Source organism: Aquimarina sp. MMG016, from assembly GCF_018100805.1.
Lineage (GTDB): Bacteria > Bacteroidota > Bacteroidia > Flavobacteriales > Flavobacteriaceae > Aquimarina.
In genome coordinates, this window is the sequence record NZ_JAGJEA010000017.1 from 42,396 (window position 1) to 57,863 (window position 15,468).

Annotated in this window: 17 protein-coding genes, 3 tRNA genes and 1 pseudogene; 13 read left to right on the forward strand and 8 right to left on the reverse strand. The window is 32.9% G+C overall.

Going from position 1 to position 15,468, the window contains the following annotated elements; genetic code table 11:
- The first annotated feature begins 4 nt into the window (after positions 1-4).
- The 12 genes and pseudogenes from J8M14_RS21395 (at position 5) to J8M14_RS21455 (ending at position 9,962) form a co-directional block, all read left to right on the forward strand.
- Positions 5-463 (forward strand): nucleoside 2-deoxyribosyltransferase domain-containing protein, encoded by a 459-nt coding sequence (locus J8M14_RS21395; protein WP_211076871.1) that lies wholly within the window; start codon positions 5-7, stop codon positions 461-463.
- Positions 460-1,008 carry an NADAR family protein gene (locus J8M14_RS21400; RefSeq protein ID WP_211076872.1) on the forward strand — a complete coding sequence of 183 codons (549 nt, stop codon included), beginning with the start codon at positions 460-462 and terminating at the stop codon, positions 1,006-1,008. Before J8M14_RS21395 ends, J8M14_RS21400 begins: the two co-directional genes overlap by 4 nt.
- A gap of 24 nt (positions 1,009-1,032) precedes the next feature.
- A pseudogene (locus J8M14_RS23215) lies at positions 1,033-1,859 on the forward strand (TIGR02452 family protein).
- A complete protein-coding gene (locus J8M14_RS21415) occupies positions 1,856-2,443 on the forward strand; it encodes a DUF4291 domain-containing protein (RefSeq protein ID WP_211076874.1) in 588 nt (195 codons plus the stop codon). The pseudogene J8M14_RS23215 and the gene J8M14_RS21415 overlap by 4 nt, the downstream one beginning before the upstream one ends.
- A gap of 23 nt (positions 2,444-2,466) precedes the next feature.
- Entirely contained in the window at positions 2,467-3,015 is a 549-nt protein-coding gene (locus tag J8M14_RS21420) for an LOG family protein (protein WP_211076875.1), read from the forward strand.
- A gap of 103 nt (positions 3,016-3,118) precedes the next feature.
- A complete protein-coding gene (locus tag J8M14_RS21425; protein ID WP_211076876.1) occupies positions 3,119-3,664 on the forward strand; it encodes an RNA 2'-phosphotransferase in 546 nt (181 codons plus the stop codon).
- 52 nt (positions 3,665-3,716) lie between these two features.
- Complete coding sequence (locus J8M14_RS21430; RefSeq protein ID WP_211076877.1) at positions 3,717-4,451, forward strand: metallophosphoesterase family protein; 735 nt, start codon at positions 3,717-3,719, stop codon at positions 4,449-4,451.
- Between the two features lie 76 nt (positions 4,452-4,527).
- The gene (locus J8M14_RS21435) at positions 4,528-5,682 is read left to right on the forward strand and encodes a hypothetical protein (protein WP_211076878.1); all 1,155 of its coding nucleotides are present in this window, start codon (positions 4,528-4,530) and stop codon (positions 5,680-5,682) included.
- 111 nt (positions 5,683-5,793) lie between these two features.
- Positions 5,794-7,236 carry a nicotinate phosphoribosyltransferase gene (locus J8M14_RS21440; RefSeq protein ID WP_211076879.1) on the forward strand — a complete coding sequence of 481 codons (1,443 nt, stop codon included), beginning with the start codon at positions 5,794-5,796 and terminating at the stop codon, positions 7,234-7,236.
- Positions 7,237-7,365: 129 nt separating this feature from the next.
- The gene (locus J8M14_RS21445; RefSeq protein WP_211076880.1) at positions 7,366-8,034 is read left to right on the forward strand and encodes a Crp/Fnr family transcriptional regulator; all 669 of its coding nucleotides are present in this window, start codon (positions 7,366-7,368) and stop codon (positions 8,032-8,034) included.
- 85 nt (positions 8,035-8,119) lie between these two features.
- Positions 8,120-9,214, forward strand: a complete 1,095-nt coding sequence (locus J8M14_RS21450) for a hypothetical protein (protein WP_211076881.1) — start codon at positions 8,120-8,122, stop codon at positions 9,212-9,214.
- Between the two features lie 187 nt (positions 9,215-9,401).
- Entirely contained in the window at positions 9,402-9,962 is a 561-nt protein-coding gene (locus J8M14_RS21455) for a TlpA disulfide reductase family protein (RefSeq protein WP_211076882.1), read from the forward strand.
- 11 nt (positions 9,963-9,973) lie between these two features.
- Here J8M14_RS21455 and J8M14_RS21460 read toward each other — a convergent pair whose 3' ends face one another.
- The 7 genes from J8M14_RS21460 to J8M14_RS21490 form a co-directional block, all read right to left on the reverse strand.
- Entirely contained in the window at positions 9,974-10,423 is a 450-nt protein-coding gene (locus J8M14_RS21460) for a sterol desaturase family protein (protein ID WP_211076883.1), read from the reverse strand.
- A 7-nt stretch (positions 10,424-10,430) separates the two neighbouring features.
- The gene (locus tag J8M14_RS21465) at positions 10,431-11,270 is read right to left on the reverse strand and encodes a phytoene/squalene synthase family protein (RefSeq protein ID WP_211076884.1); all 840 of its coding nucleotides are present in this window, start codon (positions 11,268-11,270) and stop codon (positions 10,431-10,433) included.
- A 24-nt stretch (positions 11,271-11,294) separates the two neighbouring features.
- Positions 11,295-12,788, reverse strand: coding sequence for a phytoene desaturase family protein (gene crtI, locus J8M14_RS21470; protein ID WP_211076885.1), 1,494 nt, complete (start codon positions 12,786-12,788; stop codon positions 11,295-11,297).
- A 7-nt stretch (positions 12,789-12,795) separates the two neighbouring features.
- Positions 12,796-13,692 carry a MerR family transcriptional regulator gene (locus J8M14_RS21475; protein ID WP_211076886.1) on the reverse strand — a complete coding sequence of 299 codons (897 nt, stop codon included), beginning with the start codon at positions 13,690-13,692 and terminating at the stop codon, positions 12,796-12,798.
- A 270-nt stretch (positions 13,693-13,962) separates the two neighbouring features.
- Positions 13,963-14,046, reverse strand: a tRNA-Leu gene (locus J8M14_RS21480).
- 67 nt (positions 14,047-14,113) lie between these two features.
- Positions 14,114-14,186: transfer RNA gene (locus tag J8M14_RS21485), tRNA-Lys, on the reverse strand.
- A gap of 62 nt (positions 14,187-14,248) precedes the next feature.
- A tRNA-Lys gene (locus tag J8M14_RS21490) sits at positions 14,249-14,321 on the reverse strand.
- A gap of 133 nt (positions 14,322-14,454) precedes the next feature.
- Here J8M14_RS21490 and J8M14_RS21495 point away from each other — a divergent pair.
- Positions 14,455-14,976, forward strand: a complete 522-nt coding sequence (locus tag J8M14_RS21495) for a shikimate kinase (protein ID WP_211076887.1) — start codon at positions 14,455-14,457, stop codon at positions 14,974-14,976.
- Here the strand turns inward: J8M14_RS21495 and J8M14_RS21500 are convergent.
- The gene (locus J8M14_RS21500) at positions 14,968-15,468 is read right to left on the reverse strand and encodes a phosphoribosyltransferase family protein (protein WP_211076888.1); all 501 of its coding nucleotides are present in this window, start codon (positions 15,466-15,468) and stop codon (positions 14,968-14,970) included. The two genes, J8M14_RS21495 and J8M14_RS21500, sit on opposite strands and share 9 nt — an antisense overlap.

The window sequence follows — 15,468 nt, forward strand, 5'->3', positions numbered from 1 at the left end:
AACTATGAATCTAATAACAGCACCATCAAAAATAGAACTAAATAAAAACCTAAGTATTTTTCTAGCCGGAAGCATAGAAGTTGGTGTTGCAGAAAGGTGGCAGGATAAAGTAATAAAAGAATTATTAGAAGAAAATGTAACGGTACTAAACCCTAGAAGACCAAGTTGGGATGCTAGTTGGAAACAAGAAATAGACAATCCGGTTTTTAAAGAGCAGGTAAGTTGGGAGTTAGAAGCTTTAGAACAGTCTGATATGATTGTGATGTACTTTGATAAAAATACGAAGTCACCCATTACATTATTAGAATTAGGGTTGTTTGCTAGAAGCGGTAAGTTAATCGTTTGTTGTCCCGATGGATTCTGGAGAAAAGGGAATGTGGATGTTGTTTGTGATCGATATGTAGTACAACAGGTGACTGGATTACGGGAATTGATTAATGAAGTAAAGAAAAAATTGAAATGAAATACACATTACAAAACATACAAGAACAATTCAACAGAGGAAAAAGCCTAAAGTATCTCTTTTTCTGGGGACATACACCTAATAAAGATGGAAGTATTGGTAAAAGCTGTTTTAGTCAATGGTGGAGTCAGCCTTTCGAAGTAGAAGATGTTATGTATAAAACAGCAGAACACTGGATGATGGCCGGAAAAGCAAAATTATTTGAGGACGTTGCCATGTTGAATGAGATCATTGAATGTAATCATCCTATGGAAGCTAAACAATTAGGTAGAAAAGTAAAGAACTTTGATCCTAAGATATGGGACGCTCATAAATATGAGATTGTAAAACAAGGAAACTATTATAAGTTCTCCCAAGATGAAGAACTTGCAGCGTTTTTATTGAATACCAAGAAAAGAGTTATTGTAGAAGCAAGTCCACGAGATCGTATATGGGGAATTGGAATGGGACAAGCAAATGAAAAAGCACAAAACCCGAATTTGTGGAGAGGACGGAACCTACTGGGTTTTGCACTGATGGAAGTGAGGGATATGCTAAGTCCATAATGGACAATTTTAAAATTAGTAAAAATGCAAAAGACATTACGTAAAATAACAGCCAAAGAAACACTTGAGATAACAGAACAAGGGTTTTATATAAATACCAAAGAAGAAAGAATAGATATTTCTGAAATTCAGAAGGCTGCGGTCTCAGGGACAAAGTTTTATGATACTAAAGAATTAGATGATTTACTTGATAAAACGAATATAAATAGTAATAATGAAACTTCTTTTGAAGTAGTGGAAGAAACAACAATCAGCAGTATTCAAAGACTCACGTCTTTAGGATTCTTAAATCCTATGTGTTTAAACTTTGCTTCTGCTAAGAATCCTGGAGGAGGTTTTTTTAATGGAGCACAAGCGCAAGAGGAAAGTATAGCCAGGTCTTCAGGATTATATCCATGTCAACTATCGGCAATAGAGTTTTATGAAACGCATAAAGCAATGAAATCTTGCACATATACAGATGGTATGATTTATAGTCCTAAAGTTCTTGTAATCCGAAAAGATAGTGGGGAATTTTTGACATACCCATTCTTAGTTCAATAATTACTGCTGCAGCTGTTAATACTGGGGTAGTGAAGAGGTTTGAAGAAGAGAGAATTGGTGATATACCGAATATAATGAAGAAAAGAATCGATAAATTATTGATGTTATCCGCAAGTCAAGACCATAAGACATTGATTTTAGGAGCTTGGGGATGTGGTGTGTTTCAGAATGATCCTAAAATGATTGCAGGATTGTTTTCTGAATTATTAAAAGAAAAATATGAAGGAGTATTCGAAAAAGTAGTGTTCGCGATTTATGCAAAAAACAAAAGGTTTATCGAAGCTTTTCAGAAAGAGTTTGAAGCATGATTCAGGAAATAAGAGCAGATTATAATCGAGAGACAATTACCGTATATCAAGCATATGGTAAATCTATTGCATTACCTGCAATCAAAAATAATAGATTCGAATCCCCCTTTTCATTTAATCGAATGACTTGGATCAAACCCTCCTATCTATGGTTGATGGAACGAAGTAATTGGGGGACAAAATCTAATCAAGAATACATTCTAGTTGTAAAAATAAAGAGAGCCAGTTGGGAAAAGGCTTTGTCTTTAGGTGTTCTTACAGATCCTGATAAAGCTATTTATAAGAGTGGGGCCTCTTGGAATAAAGAATTTCAAAATGCAAAGGTCCATATCCAATGGGATCCAGAAAGAACTTTGAAAGGAGCTAAGATGAAAATACGATCTATACAGGTTGGAATTGGTAGAGATTTGATTAAAGAATATAATGAGGAGTGGATACAAGAAATAACTGATTTGACTCCATTGACAAAAAAAATTAGATTATTACTAAAACAAGGAAAGTATAAAGAAGCCAAAAGATTAGTACCTAACGAAAAGATATATGAAGTTTCTGATGATATAAAACAAAGAATCGGAATTAGGTAATAGAGTTCAAAATGTAATTAGAGATGAAAATGAAAGAAGTGAAATACGCGGCACTATTTGGAGGATCTGGTAAGAATCGAGAAAGTAAAGAGTATAAAGAAACCTTATTAATTGGTTCCTTCTTAGCTGAAAAAGGGTATGCAGTTAAAAACGGAGGGTACGGAGGAATGATGGAAGCTGTTTCTAAAGGAATTACCGATGAAGGAGGAAAGGCTGTTGGAGTTACTTGTAAACAAGTAGGGCCAGAAAAAGGAAATGATTTTCTAACTGAAACCATTGTGACAGAAACCCTTTATCAGCGATTAGAAATATTAATTGATAATACAGATCTTTTTATTGTTCAAAAAGGAGGTATTGGAACATTGTCAGAAGTGTTTTTAACATTAGATATTATTAGAAAAGAGTCAAAAGTTAATAGACCTAAAATATTTTTAATTGGTGATTTTTGGAATGAAATTATAAACTCATTAAAATTAAATATTATACCTGAATGTGAACATGATCTTTTTACGGTGCTTTCGGATTATGAAGAATTAAAAAGAATAATAAGTAGAACTGGTAAATCGAGTTAAAGTGTCATGCTGAGCCCTTCGATAAACTCAGGACAGGCATTGTCGAAGTAAATTTATAGAAGAATTACTCTCAGACGGGAGCAGATTGACAAAAAGAAAAACAATGAAAACAAATACAAAACAAATAAGTAAATTTCTAAGCCTTATCCTTAGACACAATCCGGGTAAGATTGGACTAGAGCTGGATGAAAATGGCTGGGCAAATGTAGGCGAATTAATAAACAAGGCGAATACACAGCGTAAGCAATTAAATATAGATATCTTAAAAGAAGTTGTTGAAACAAATGATAAAAAACGTTTTGCATTCAATGAAGATGAAACAAAGATCAGAGCAAATCAAGGCCATTCTATACAAGTTGATTTGGAGTACACACCTATAAAGCCACCAGAATTTTTATATCATGGAACAGTAGGTAAGTTTAGAGAAGATATTAAAAGAAATGGTTTACTAAAAATGAATCGACATCACGTACATCTTAGTGAGGAAAGAGAAACAGCTATGCGAGTAGGTTCCGGAAGAGGGGTTCCAATAATATTAACGGTTAGATCCGGAGATATGTATCGAAAGGGTATTGAGTTTTATCAATCAGATAACGGAGTTTGGTTAACAGACATGGTTGCTCCAGAATATATTGAGTTTAAAGCTTGAAATAATAGACCTGTCAGGTTTTAAAAACCTGACAGGTCTGAAAGAAATGGTTATGAGAATACTAGTAATTGGAGATATACACGGAGGATATAAAGCACTGATACAAGTTTTGGACAGGGCTAAAGTAACAGCAGAAGATACTTTAATTTTCTTAGGAGATTATGTTGATGGATGGAGTGAATCTGCAGAAACTATTCAGAAACTTATTGAATTATCAGAAACTAATTCCTGTGTCTTTATAAGAGGGAATCACGATTTGTGGTGCGGTTTATGGTTGGATAAAGGGGCAACCAATCCAGTTTGGTTAGCGCACGGAGGAAAAGAAACAATTGATAGTTATATTCAATCTGGCTTGCTTACGAATGATTCACATCGACAGTTTTTTAATGAACTTCAGAATTATTATATAGATACAGAAAACAGGCTTTTTGTTCACGCTGGATTTACATCTATGCATGGAGTAGGGAAGGAAGAATATGAGTCTAATTATTTCTGGGACAGAACCTTATGGGAAGCAGCTTTACTGGCAGATAAAGTAGAAGAAAAAAACCTAGCAGATATGCTTACTTCTCCAAAACGATTCAATCATTACCAAGAAATTTATATAGGGCATACACCTACTACGGATTATAAAAAGTATACCCCAATAAAAGCATATAACCTTTGGAACGTAGATACAGGTGCTGCTTTTACCGGAAAACTCACCATATTAGATGTCAATACCAAAGAACTTTGGCAAAGTGATCCACTACCTTCTTTGTATCCTGATGAAAAAGGCCGAAATTAGTGCGCCCTGTTTTAGCTGAAAACAAAGTGTTTTTTGTGAAAAATAGTATCGATTTTTATCTTCTAAAATTCTATATATGATTGCTGTCAAATTTCCTTTAGGATATAAAACTAAAAGTAGCGTCAGAGTTACTCTTCTTTTAATATGCTGTATCGTTTTATCTAATCTTGTAAATTCTCAAAATATGGATGACTTCATTGAATACGATTCCTTTATTATTGTCGAAAAACCCCAAAAAACATATAAAGGTTTTTATAATAATGGCAAACCATATAATGGTTATTTCTCAAAAGGTAATAGTGAGTTCCCCAGAGTAGATTATTATGAGAATGGAGAAGCAAAATTTCAATATTCTTTGGATGTCTATCAAATGGCATTAGGAGCTGAAGCTACTGAAAAAGAAGGTTTCCAGGAGGAAGAAGGGGAGGTGATGAATGAAGAACAATATGAAGCTTATACGAAAGATTTGTATAAACCAAAATTAAACATCAAATCGGTTTATAAGAATGATAAAATAATAGATGGATATGAGTATGAAGAAGTACCTTCGGGTATATTCTCTAAGAAAGTAGTGAACCAAAAAATTGCAGAATTGTATATAGATGTATTTGCAATGCACTATTATCAGCGAACTTCTATGATTCAGCAAGGAGATAGTATTATCATAGGGTCACCAACCTTAGCTGCGGCAGGAGAGAAGCTGGAAATACAATTATTTAGAGAGAACAATAGTTGGATTACTTCTTATAATATAAATGGAGAGAATATAGGATCAAAATATTATATAAAAGGAAATGTTGATAATCTACCGGCAAATAGCACCATATTTATATATGATCAAAATGATCAAACATATGGTTATGGAACCACTGGTTTTCGGGAACATTCGGGCAAGTTAGATTTGGTAGATATTCAGAAAATGTATTTTGAGAACCCAGAAATTTTTTCTCATAAGGATATACATTCTTTTTTTAACGATTTTATGGTGGCTTTAATTAATGAAATGCAAAAAGGGGAGAAACAACGTCCAAAAGATCCTGAAGTTTTTAGAGGATATGTAGTCACGGGAGACAAGGGAAAAGTAATAGAGGGTATACGGTTCTTTGCGAAAGAAGGGAAGACCAACTACATAGAATACAAGGAAGCTTCAGAAGTTAAAAAGGCAAAGGTAGATCTTAGTGGTTTTCAAAAAGTATTTAAAGAATACATGAATCGCAAGTATGAAAACTAGCATGTTTCCTGCCAATTTTTGAAATAATCCAAAAGAAAATTCTTTCAAAATTTTATCAGTTTAAAAATAAAAACTATATTTGCGTATAATTAACGCAAAATAATATAAGCTATGAATCCACTACTATTAACAGACGGTTATAAATTAGGACATAGAGAACAATATCCAGATGGTACCACTTTAGTGTATTCTAACTGGACTCCCAGAAAAAGTAGAATAGAAGGAATTGATAATGTAGTATTTTTTGGGTTGCAGTATTTTATTAAGGAATATCTTATTAAGCAATTTGATGAACATTTTTTTAATGCCCCAAAAGAACAGGTGGTTTCAGAATATAAAAAGTATGTTGATCATTATTTAGGCATTGATTATGATATTACTCATATAGAACAGCTTCATGATTTAGGATTTTTGCCAATAGAAATTAAAGCATTAGCAGAGGGTACAGAGGTTCCGATTCGAGTGCCAATGTTTACGCTGGTCAACACCAAACCTGAGTTCTTTTGGCTCACAAATTATCTGGAAACCTTATTGTCTAATATTATTTGGCAACCTTGTACTTCTGCTACTATTGCTAAACAATATCAGAAGATATTAATGGCTTTTGCTTCAGAAACTGATAGAGATAATACTGGTTTTATAACTTGGCAAGGTCATGACTTTTCTATGCGGGGTATGTCTGGAACAGAATCTTCTATTCTCAGTGGTATGGGACACGCCTTGTCTTTTTCCGGTAGTGATACGCTTCCAGTCGCTAAGGCTTTTGAAACGTATTATAATGCAGATGTGACCAAAGAATTAGTAATTGGTAGTGTTAATGCAACGGAGCACAGTGTGATGTGTGCTGGTAGTAAAGATGATGAGATTGGTACATTTAGAAGATTATTAGAAACTTACCCGACAGGAATTTTATCAGTAGTGTCTGATACCTGGGATCTCTGGAAAGTACTTACAGAATATCTTCCTAAGTTAAAAAATGAAATTCTAGAAAGAGAAGGTAAGCTAGTCATTAGACCGGATTCTGGAGATCCCGTAGATATCATATGTGGTTGTGAAGATGAAAATCCTATAATCGCCAAAGGCGTGATCGAATTACTTTGGGATGAATTCGGAGGAACAATAAATGAACAAGGATATAAGGTACTAAATCCAAAAATTGGAGCTATTTATGGTGATAGTATTACTATAGATAGAGCTACACAAATATGTGAGCGATTAAAACAAAAGGGATTTGCTTCTACCAATGTAGTATTGGGAATTGGAAGCTTTACATATCAATATAATACTCGGGATACCTTTGGTTTTGCTATGAAAGCAACATATGTAGAAGTTAATGGCGAAGGAAGAGAAATTTTCAAGGATCCAGTTACAGACGATGGAACCAAAAAGTCCGCAAAAGGTTTGATTCATATATATGAAGAAGAGGGAGAAGTAAGGTTTAAAGATCAAGTAACTAAACAGGAAGAAGATCTTGGATTGCTAAAAACCGTTTTTAAAGATGGAAAACTTTTGTCCAATGATAGTTTATCAACGATTCGAGATAGAATTATTTAATAGGTCATTGCATTAAAATACCTCATAACTCCCGAAGATAATTCTTTGGGAGTTTTTTGTGTTTTACTGTAAGGTTGTTGAAATTTTTACGACAAGAACTCATAACTAACATCTTAAAACACAATCATCATGGGTTCAATATGGTTTTTTGAGGATGCCAACCTGTTTAAAGTGTTGTGTCCTCATAAATTTAAAAAGTACAAGAAGGATCATGATTTTGATGCCTACAAGAAAAATGACTATATCTATTTTGAGGAAGACTCAGCCAACAAAGTCTATCTGATAGAGCACGGTAAGGTCAAGATAGGATATTATTCTGAAGAAGGACAAGAAGTAGTAAAAGCTATTTTAACTAGAGGTGAGATTTTTGGGGAAAAAGCAATACTAGGTGAAAACAAAAGAAGTGAATTTGCCCAATCTTTAGATAATACTACTTCCATTTGTCCGATCGGAGTGCAGACAATGCACGAATTGATGCGAGATAATCAAACCTTTAGCCTTAAGGTGTACAAATTTATAGGCTTGCGTTTTAAACGATTAGAAAGAAGGTTGCAATTACTTCTTTTTAAAGATACTAAAACCAGGTTGTTAGAATTTTTGGATGAACTAAAAGAAGACTATGGCTATTGCTGTCCCGAAACAGGGGATACCGTTATTCAGCATCCGTATACCCAAAAGGATATAGCTAATTTGATAGGATCTTCGAGGCCTACCCTCAATATCTTAATGAATGAACTCAAAGAATCAAATGTTATTGACTTCAATAGGAAAGAAATTCGATTTAAAAATGTTGCTTAATAAGGTCAATGTTAGTTAGCTAACATTTTATAATGTTTTATGTGGATATTTTTATCCTGTAATAATAATCATAAAACAAAAAGCAATGTTTAAAAAATTAATTATAGGGGTTTTAGCAATAGGATTTGTTGCAACCTCTTGTAGCGATGATGATGATACACCTGTATTACCTGTAATACCTAATGCAGGAACTATTTCAGGAGGACCATTTAGTTTTGATGTAGATGGAGAACCTGATATGGTTTCCGGAATTACATTAAACAGCGCCGGTGCTATTGGGAGTAATAGTACCTGGGTAATTACTGATGATTCTGATAATATCTTGGGGCGCCCTGGAACTTTAGAAATGGTAGAAGGTGTAAATTTCGATGATGCAGGACCGGGTAACTGTTTTATTTGGTATGCACGCTTTGAAGATGATTCTAATATCACAACAGCAGCTACTGTAGGCGAAATTACAGGAAGATTTGATTTATCTAACTCTATTGAAGTGGTTAGAAATCAAGTAACCAATGCAGGTAAAATTTCTGGAGGACCTTTCAGTTTTGATGTAGATGGAACACCGGATATGGTAAGCGGTATCATGCTAGATGATACCAATGCCTTTGGTACCAACAGTACTTGGGTGATTACAGACGAAATGGATAATATTTTAGGACGTCCGGGAACTTTAGAAATGGTAGAGGGTGTTGATTTTAATGCAGCTGGACCGGGAACTTGTTTTATCTGGTATGCTCGTTACGAAGACGATTCTAATATAGCAACTGCTGCCACAGTAGGTGACATTACAGGAACATTTGATTTATCTAATTCTATTGAAGTAGTTCGAAACTGTAATGCCAATGCAGGAATGATATCTGGTGGGACTAATAATGAGTTTGTTTTTACTGTTGATGGAACACCAGACATGGTAAGTGGGATCACATTAAGCGGTGATGCTTCAGGAACAAATAGAACTTGGGTAATAACTGATGACCAGGGTGAAATACTTGGGTTACCAGGTACGCTGGAAATGGTGCAAGGAATAGACTTTGACGATACTGGCGTTGGAGTTTGTTTGATTTGGTATCTGCGTTTTGAAGATGGATTAGAAGGTGCAGAAGTAGGAATGAATGCTAATGATCTAAAAGGGTGTTTTAGTCTTTCTAACTCAATTAAAGTAACTCGTAATGCACCTTAATAAAAAATATAAGAATACATTTTGAACTTAATACCTTCTTTAGCCGGAGAGTATAATAAAAATAGTTCATTGTTGTTTTTTTGTTAGTTTAAAGCGCGATCATTGATTGCGCTTTATTAATTTATATAAATTTGTAAGCTGATGAGAATTTTGAGACAGAATTAATATTGATTTAAAATAAACATGCATGAAGTTCAATAAAAAGAACATTTCTAACTTACTTTTTGTAATTCTTTTAATACTTTTTTTCATACCCAATACAAGAGGGATGATGCAGATTTTTTTAACCAGAATATTTTCTTTTAGTCCGGGTATAGTAGAAGTTGATGAAAGAACCCAAGTGGCAAGTTATGATTGGAAACTTCATGGAGTCAATACAGAGTCTATGAATTTTGATACTGCACAAGGAAAAGTTGTTGTACTAAATTATTGGGCTACCTGGTGTCCGCCTTGTATTGCAGAGATGCCTTCGCTTCAGAAACTATATAATGATTATAAGGATAAGGTTGTTTTCGTTTTTCTTACAGAAGATGATGACCCTGAACTGAATAAGTTTATGAACGATAAAAACTATTATTATCCAATATATAGATCTTTATCTGCGCATCCCAAACCTTTTCAGCATAAACCTATTCCGGGAACATATGTTATAGATAAAAAAGGAAATATTGTTATTCATAAAGTTGGGGCTGCAAATTGGAATAGTGATAAAGTAAGAGAAACCTTAGACCAGCTTCTGGCAGAATAATTGTTAAAACTTTACTGTTTAAAATACTTAAAAGGAACAAACAACATCCCAAAACATTCTCCTTTACTTTTGTCTAAATGTTTATGATGAATTTTGTGAGCTCTTCTCACGCCTTTGGCATACCAATGATTTACATTTCTGAATAATTTAAATCGTTGATGTATAAAAATGTCATGAACTATAAAATAAGCAATTCCGTATGCCAGAATACCAAATCCAATAGGTTTTCCTACCCAAAAAGTAATTGGGTCGTGTAACATAATACAAGACATACTAATCACTGCATAAAACACGAAGAATAGATCATTACGTTCCCACCAGCTATTATGATCTTTATGGTGATGGTCTTTGTGTAATGACCATAGAAAACCATGCATTACGTATTTATGGGTAAACCATGCCATAAATTCCATAAAGCAAAATGCAGCAAGGAAAACTAATATCCAGACTAAGATACTCATTGGGTATTTAGATTAGATTCAATCGATAATCGAAATATGATTTAGCTAATAAACCAATTTTTTGATAATTAGGTACTCTTATACGAGTGTTTTTGATTTCTAATGAAGGTGTAGATTTTAATTTATTAAGTAATTTTTTATAATAAATATATGAGGTGTATACTCCAAATTTAGCTTCTACAGGAAGTCTTAAAACACCTTTTAGTCCTTTTTCAAAATCTTCTTCTATTTCTTTAATGATTCTTATTTTAGAAGCTTCATCCAATTCTCTAAGATCGGTGTTCGGAAAATAAGTTCTATTTAAATCCTCATAATCTTCTTTAAGATCTCTTAGAAAATTAACTTTTTGGAATGCTGATCCTAAACTCATTGCACTATCCTTAAGTTCATTATATTTTTTTTCATCTCCTTTTACAAAAACCTTTAAGCACATTAGTCCAACAACATCGGCAGATCCATAAATGTAATCTTTATACTCTTGATCTGTATGATAAGTAGTTTTATGTAAATCCAGACGCATGCTGTTAATAAATGCTTGATATAGTTCTGGTTGAATGTTGTACTTATGTACAGTACTTTGGAAGGAGTTAAGAATTGGGTTGAGGCTTATTTTTTCTTTAATTGCTTTATGTGTTTCAGCTTCAAAATCATTCAACAATTTCTCTTTGTCATAGTCGTGAAAAGAATCTACAATTTCATCGGCAAATCTTACAAAACCATATATATTATAGGTGTCTTGTCTTATAGAATCCGATAACATTTTTGATGCTAGCGAAAAAGAGGTGCTATAAGAGTTGGTAACAAGTTTACTGCAATTGTAAGAAACGGAATCAAAAATCGATTTCATGTATATGGGTGTTTTAAGGAGTTGTTATACTGGCTGTAATATTGCTTTTTTTGATAATTTATATTGATCTTCAATTAATCCTGCTACCAGTTTTCCTGAAATTAACGACGGAGGCACTCCAGGTCCTGGTACGGTAAGCTGCCCAGTAAAAAATAAGTTTTTTACTTTTTTACTTTTTAACTTTGGTCTCAGAAATGCTGTCTGCATTAAGGTATTTGCCATTCCATAGGCATTTCCTTTATATGAATTATACTCTTTTATAAAGTCTTTAACACAAAAGCTTTCTTTAAAGATAATATTATTTTGAACGTTTTGATCAGTTAGATTTTCAAAACGGGTTATAATTTTGTTAAAATAAGTTTCCCTAAGTTCTGCTGTATCTTCAATTCCCGGAGCTAAAGGAATAAGGAAAAAACCATTTTCACAACCTTCCGGAGCTGTATCACTATCCGTTAATGATGTGAAATTTGCATAAAAAAGAGGTTCTTTCGGCCACTTGGGGTTATCATAAATGTCTTTGGTGTGAGTATCAAAATCAGTGTCAAAAAATAAATTATGATGATTAATGTTTTTTAGCTTTTTGTCAAAACCAACATAAAAAAGTAAAGAAGAAGGAGCAAAGGTTTTATTCGACCAATATTTTTCAGAATATTGTCTATGTTCAGGATCCAGAAGTGATTCTCCATGATGATAATCGGCTCCGCATAATACTATATCTGCATCGATTCTTTTAGAATTCACTAATATGCCTGTAGACATTTTCTTTTCTACAATGATTTTTTCTACGTTAGTTTTGGTATAGATTTCAACTCCCAGAGATTTTGCCAACTTTTCCATTCCTAAAATAACCTGATACATTCCACCTTTGGGATGCCAGGTTCCTAATCCAAAATCTGCATAGTTCATAAAACTATAAAATGCAGGTGTATTGCTAGGTTTTGCTCCCAGAAATAATACAGGAAATTCCAGAATCTTGACTAACTTTTCGTTTTTAAAATCCTTCCGTACATCTCTAGAAATAGTACTAAAAAATCTTCCTAACCTTGTTATGGTATCTTTTGTTACCAACTCTGCAGCTGAAATCCCGGGACGATATACCAAATTATTAATAGCTATTTCGTAGTTGTCTCTAGCGGTATTAATAAATTCTTTTAGTTTATCTGCACTACCTTTTTCTTCTTGTTCAAATGTGTCACATATCTTTTCCATAGAATCGGCAATAGATATATTTTCATTGTTTTTAAAGAAGACTTTATATGCAGGATTAAGTTTTTGTAAACTATAAAAATCCGATGTAGAAAAGTCAAAATCATTAAAAAAACTTTCAAAAACATCAGGCATCCAATACCAAGAAGGTCCCATATCAAATGTGAAACCTTGTTTTTTTAGTTGGTTTGCTCTTCCTCCGATAGTAGAGTTTTTTTCATAAATCGTTACATCATATCCTAACTGTGATAAATAACATGATGCTGAGAGAGACGAAAATCCTGAACCTATAATTACTACTTTTTTGGGCATATATATTCTAAAGTTCTAGAATTAGATCATTAATAGAGTTAAAGTAACGATGATTGTTAGCGCTATTTTGTGATACGTGAATAATCTGTTTGCCTAACATCCATAATTCGTTCTTTTTATCAGAACATACAATGTCATTAAACTCTTGTACATATTCTGCTATTTTTTCCTTTTCTGGTTTTATGGTGAAGTATGATACAAATATTGTGTTTTCATGAAAACCTAACATATTAGGAAGGCTATCTAAAGGTATACTAGCACCTAAATAAACAGCTCTATAGCCTCTAAGTAAAATTTCGTAGTTTACATATAAAAGACCGAGTTCGTGGATCTCATTTTCTGGTAAATAAAGAATAAAAGCCTTATCAGTTTTAGTGGGTTGAGCATATTGTAATTTTTCAATGTTAACCAGAAGTTTTTGTTTAATAAGATTGGTTATAAAATGCTCATGTGAAGGATTTATAGTATCTGTTTGCCATAGTAACCCGATCTCAGTTAATAATGGAATGAATACATCGCAGAAGACTTGTCTAAATGTTCTTTTTTCGGATAGTTGCTCATAAGTGCTTAAAAACAGTTCCAAGTCATAATTGAGCATTGCAATTTTAAATGAATTAATCGCTTGGTTTTTGGTGCTATTATCAGAGACTATTCTTCTTACATATTCATTGATTTCCTCTTCATTTAACTTTGATATTCGAGATATTTTATAGCCACTATTTACCAGATAAGTAACATTTAGTAATTTCTGTAAGCTTTTTAAACTATAAGTCCTTATATTGGTTTCAGTACGATTTGGACTTAACAGATTATACCTCTTTTCCCAAATTCGGATGGTATGTGCTTTAACCCCGCATAAGTTTTCGAGGTCTTTAATGCTGAAAATTTGTTTAATATTGTTCACCTTTTTATTGTAAGTGTTAAACAAAACTACTCAAATATTAGCGTTTATCTTTTTATGATTTGTTAAAAAAAAGAATGAAACTGTTAAAAAGTGAAATGTTTTACAAAAACTTATGGTAAAACATTTGAATATATTCATAAGAGTATACCAAACATACAGTTGGATATATAAAGTTTTTGTAATTCGAAAATTATAAAAGATTAGTTAAAAAAATGAAATCATCAAGAGTTTATTTTTACTGATCTGTAGTTTTAAGTTTGAAAAGAAAAGTACCCGGGATGGGAGTCGAACCCACACGCCCTAATGGACACATGGCCCTCAACCATGCCTGTCTACCAATTCCAGCACCCGGGTAGGTGTAATAATATTCTAATATAGTATAAAACCAAAAAAGTATCGCAGAATATACGATACTTTTTAGTGACCTGGCTGGGGCTCGAACCCAGGACCCTCTCCTTAAAAGGGAGATGCTCTACCAACTGAGCTACCAGGTCATTGATAAAATTATTATCAAAGTATTTTTAAGAACATAATGAATAGTAGTATCCATTTATTGTGACCGGGCTGGGGCTCGAACCCAGGACCCTCTCCTTAAAAGGGAGATGCTCTACCAACTGAGCTACCAGGTCATACATTCTTTTTCCTTGAATGCGGGTGCAAATATACTATCATTAATTTATTTTTCAAGAAGAAATTCATATAAATTTGCATTTTATTTTAAATGATATTTTTTTTGAATAAAAGCTATATAAAATTGATCGTATGAATATTGTTTTGATGGGGTATATGGGGAGTGGTAAATCCTTGATTGGAAGAAGTTTAAGTGAAATGGTTCAAATGGATTATTTAGATTTAGATGATTATATAGAAACCTGTGAAAAAAAAACAATTCCAGAAATTTTTGAAAATCATGGAGAAATATATTTTAGAAAAAAGGAATCATTTTATCTTGAAGAAGTTTTAGGAAACTATAATAATACGATTATATCTTTAGGAGGAGGGACTCCTTGTTTTGCGGGTAACATAGAAATTGTAAAACAGAATGAGAAAGCGAAAAGTATTTATCTTAACACATCATTAGAAGAATTGGTACAAAGATTATTTAAGGAACGAAACAAACGACCTCTGATTTCTCACACCAATTCCGAAGAGGAACTGAAAGATTTTGTTAGAAAACATTTATTCGAAAGATCGTTTTACTATAATCAAGCAGAGTATAAGATCATAACCGATAAAAAAACTTCTGATCAAATTGTAAACGAAATTATGACCTTGCTATTCTAAAATAGCAACATCTTTGTCACCAAAAGTTACCTTTACGTGTTCGTGTAATGATGTAGATAATGAAATTCCTTTGAAATCAGCTTTAATAGGATACTTTTTATGATTTCGGTTTACAAGAACAGCTGTTTTAAATCTCTTTAAAGGCACCTCAAGAAAATGTTTTACACCATATATAAGTGCCGTTCCAGAATTTAAAACATCATCTATTAGTATTAGGGCTTTGTCTTCATAGTCAGAAACTTCTATAGAAGTCTGTACAGTATTTTGTGGAGCAGTTTTATCCATTGTAACTTCACAGAGAATTACTTTAATATCTGAGATTTCCTCTAAAATGTCTTTTAGGCGTTTAGCGAAAACAAAACCATTTTTAGCAATACCTGCAATAACAATTTCTGTTTCATTAACATTAGATTCATAAATCTGATAAGCAATTCGTTTTATTTTATGCTGAATCTGCTCGTGAGTAAGGATAATATTATTGTCAGTTTGCAT

Bases quoted from the DNA above. Each gene is read 5' to 3' on its own strand.
- J8M14_RS21395 (WP_211076871.1), top strand. From the start codon at position 5: ATGAATCTAATAACAGCACCATCAAAAATAGAACTAAATAAAAACCTA.
- J8M14_RS21400 (WP_211076872.1), top strand. From the start codon at position 460: ATGAAATACACATTACAAAACATACAAGAACAATTCAACAGAGGAAAA.
- J8M14_RS21415 (WP_211076874.1), top strand. From the start codon at position 1,856: ATGATTCAGGAAATAAGAGCAGATTATAATCGAGAGACAATTACCGTA.
- J8M14_RS21420 (WP_211076875.1), top strand. From the start codon at position 2,467: ATGAAAATGAAAGAAGTGAAATACGCGGCACTATTTGGAGGATCTGGT.
- J8M14_RS21425 (WP_211076876.1), top strand. From the start codon at position 3,119: ATGAAAACAAATACAAAACAAATAAGTAAATTTCTAAGCCTTATCCTT.
- J8M14_RS21430 (WP_211076877.1), top strand. From the start codon at position 3,717: ATGAGAATACTAGTAATTGGAGATATACACGGAGGATATAAAGCACTG.
- J8M14_RS21435 (WP_211076878.1), top strand. From the start codon at position 4,528: ATGATTGCTGTCAAATTTCCTTTAGGATATAAAACTAAAAGTAGCGTC.
- J8M14_RS21440 (WP_211076879.1), top strand. From the start codon at position 5,794: ATGAATCCACTACTATTAACAGACGGTTATAAATTAGGACATAGAGAA.
- J8M14_RS21445 (WP_211076880.1), top strand. From the start codon at position 7,366: ATGGGTTCAATATGGTTTTTTGAGGATGCCAACCTGTTTAAAGTGTTG.
- J8M14_RS21450 (WP_211076881.1), top strand. From the start codon at position 8,120: ATGTTTAAAAAATTAATTATAGGGGTTTTAGCAATAGGATTTGTTGCA.
- J8M14_RS21455 (WP_211076882.1), top strand. From the start codon at position 9,402: ATGAAGTTCAATAAAAAGAACATTTCTAACTTACTTTTTGTAATTCTT.
- J8M14_RS21460 (WP_211076883.1), bottom strand. From the start codon at position 10,423: ATGAGTATCTTAGTCTGGATATTAGTTTTCCTTGCTGCATTTTGCTTT.
- J8M14_RS21465 (WP_211076884.1), bottom strand. From the start codon at position 11,270: ATGAAATCGATTTTTGATTCCGTTTCTTACAATTGCAGTAAACTTGTT.
- crtI (WP_211076885.1), bottom strand. From the start codon at position 12,788: ATGCCCAAAAAAGTAGTAATTATAGGTTCAGGATTTTCGTCTCTCTCA.
- J8M14_RS21495 (WP_211076887.1), top strand. From the start codon at position 14,455: ATGAATATTGTTTTGATGGGGTATATGGGGAGTGGTAAATCCTTGATT.
- J8M14_RS21500 (WP_211076888.1), bottom strand. From the start codon at position 15,468: ATGCAAACTGACAATAATATTATCCTTACTCACGAGCAGATTCAGCAT.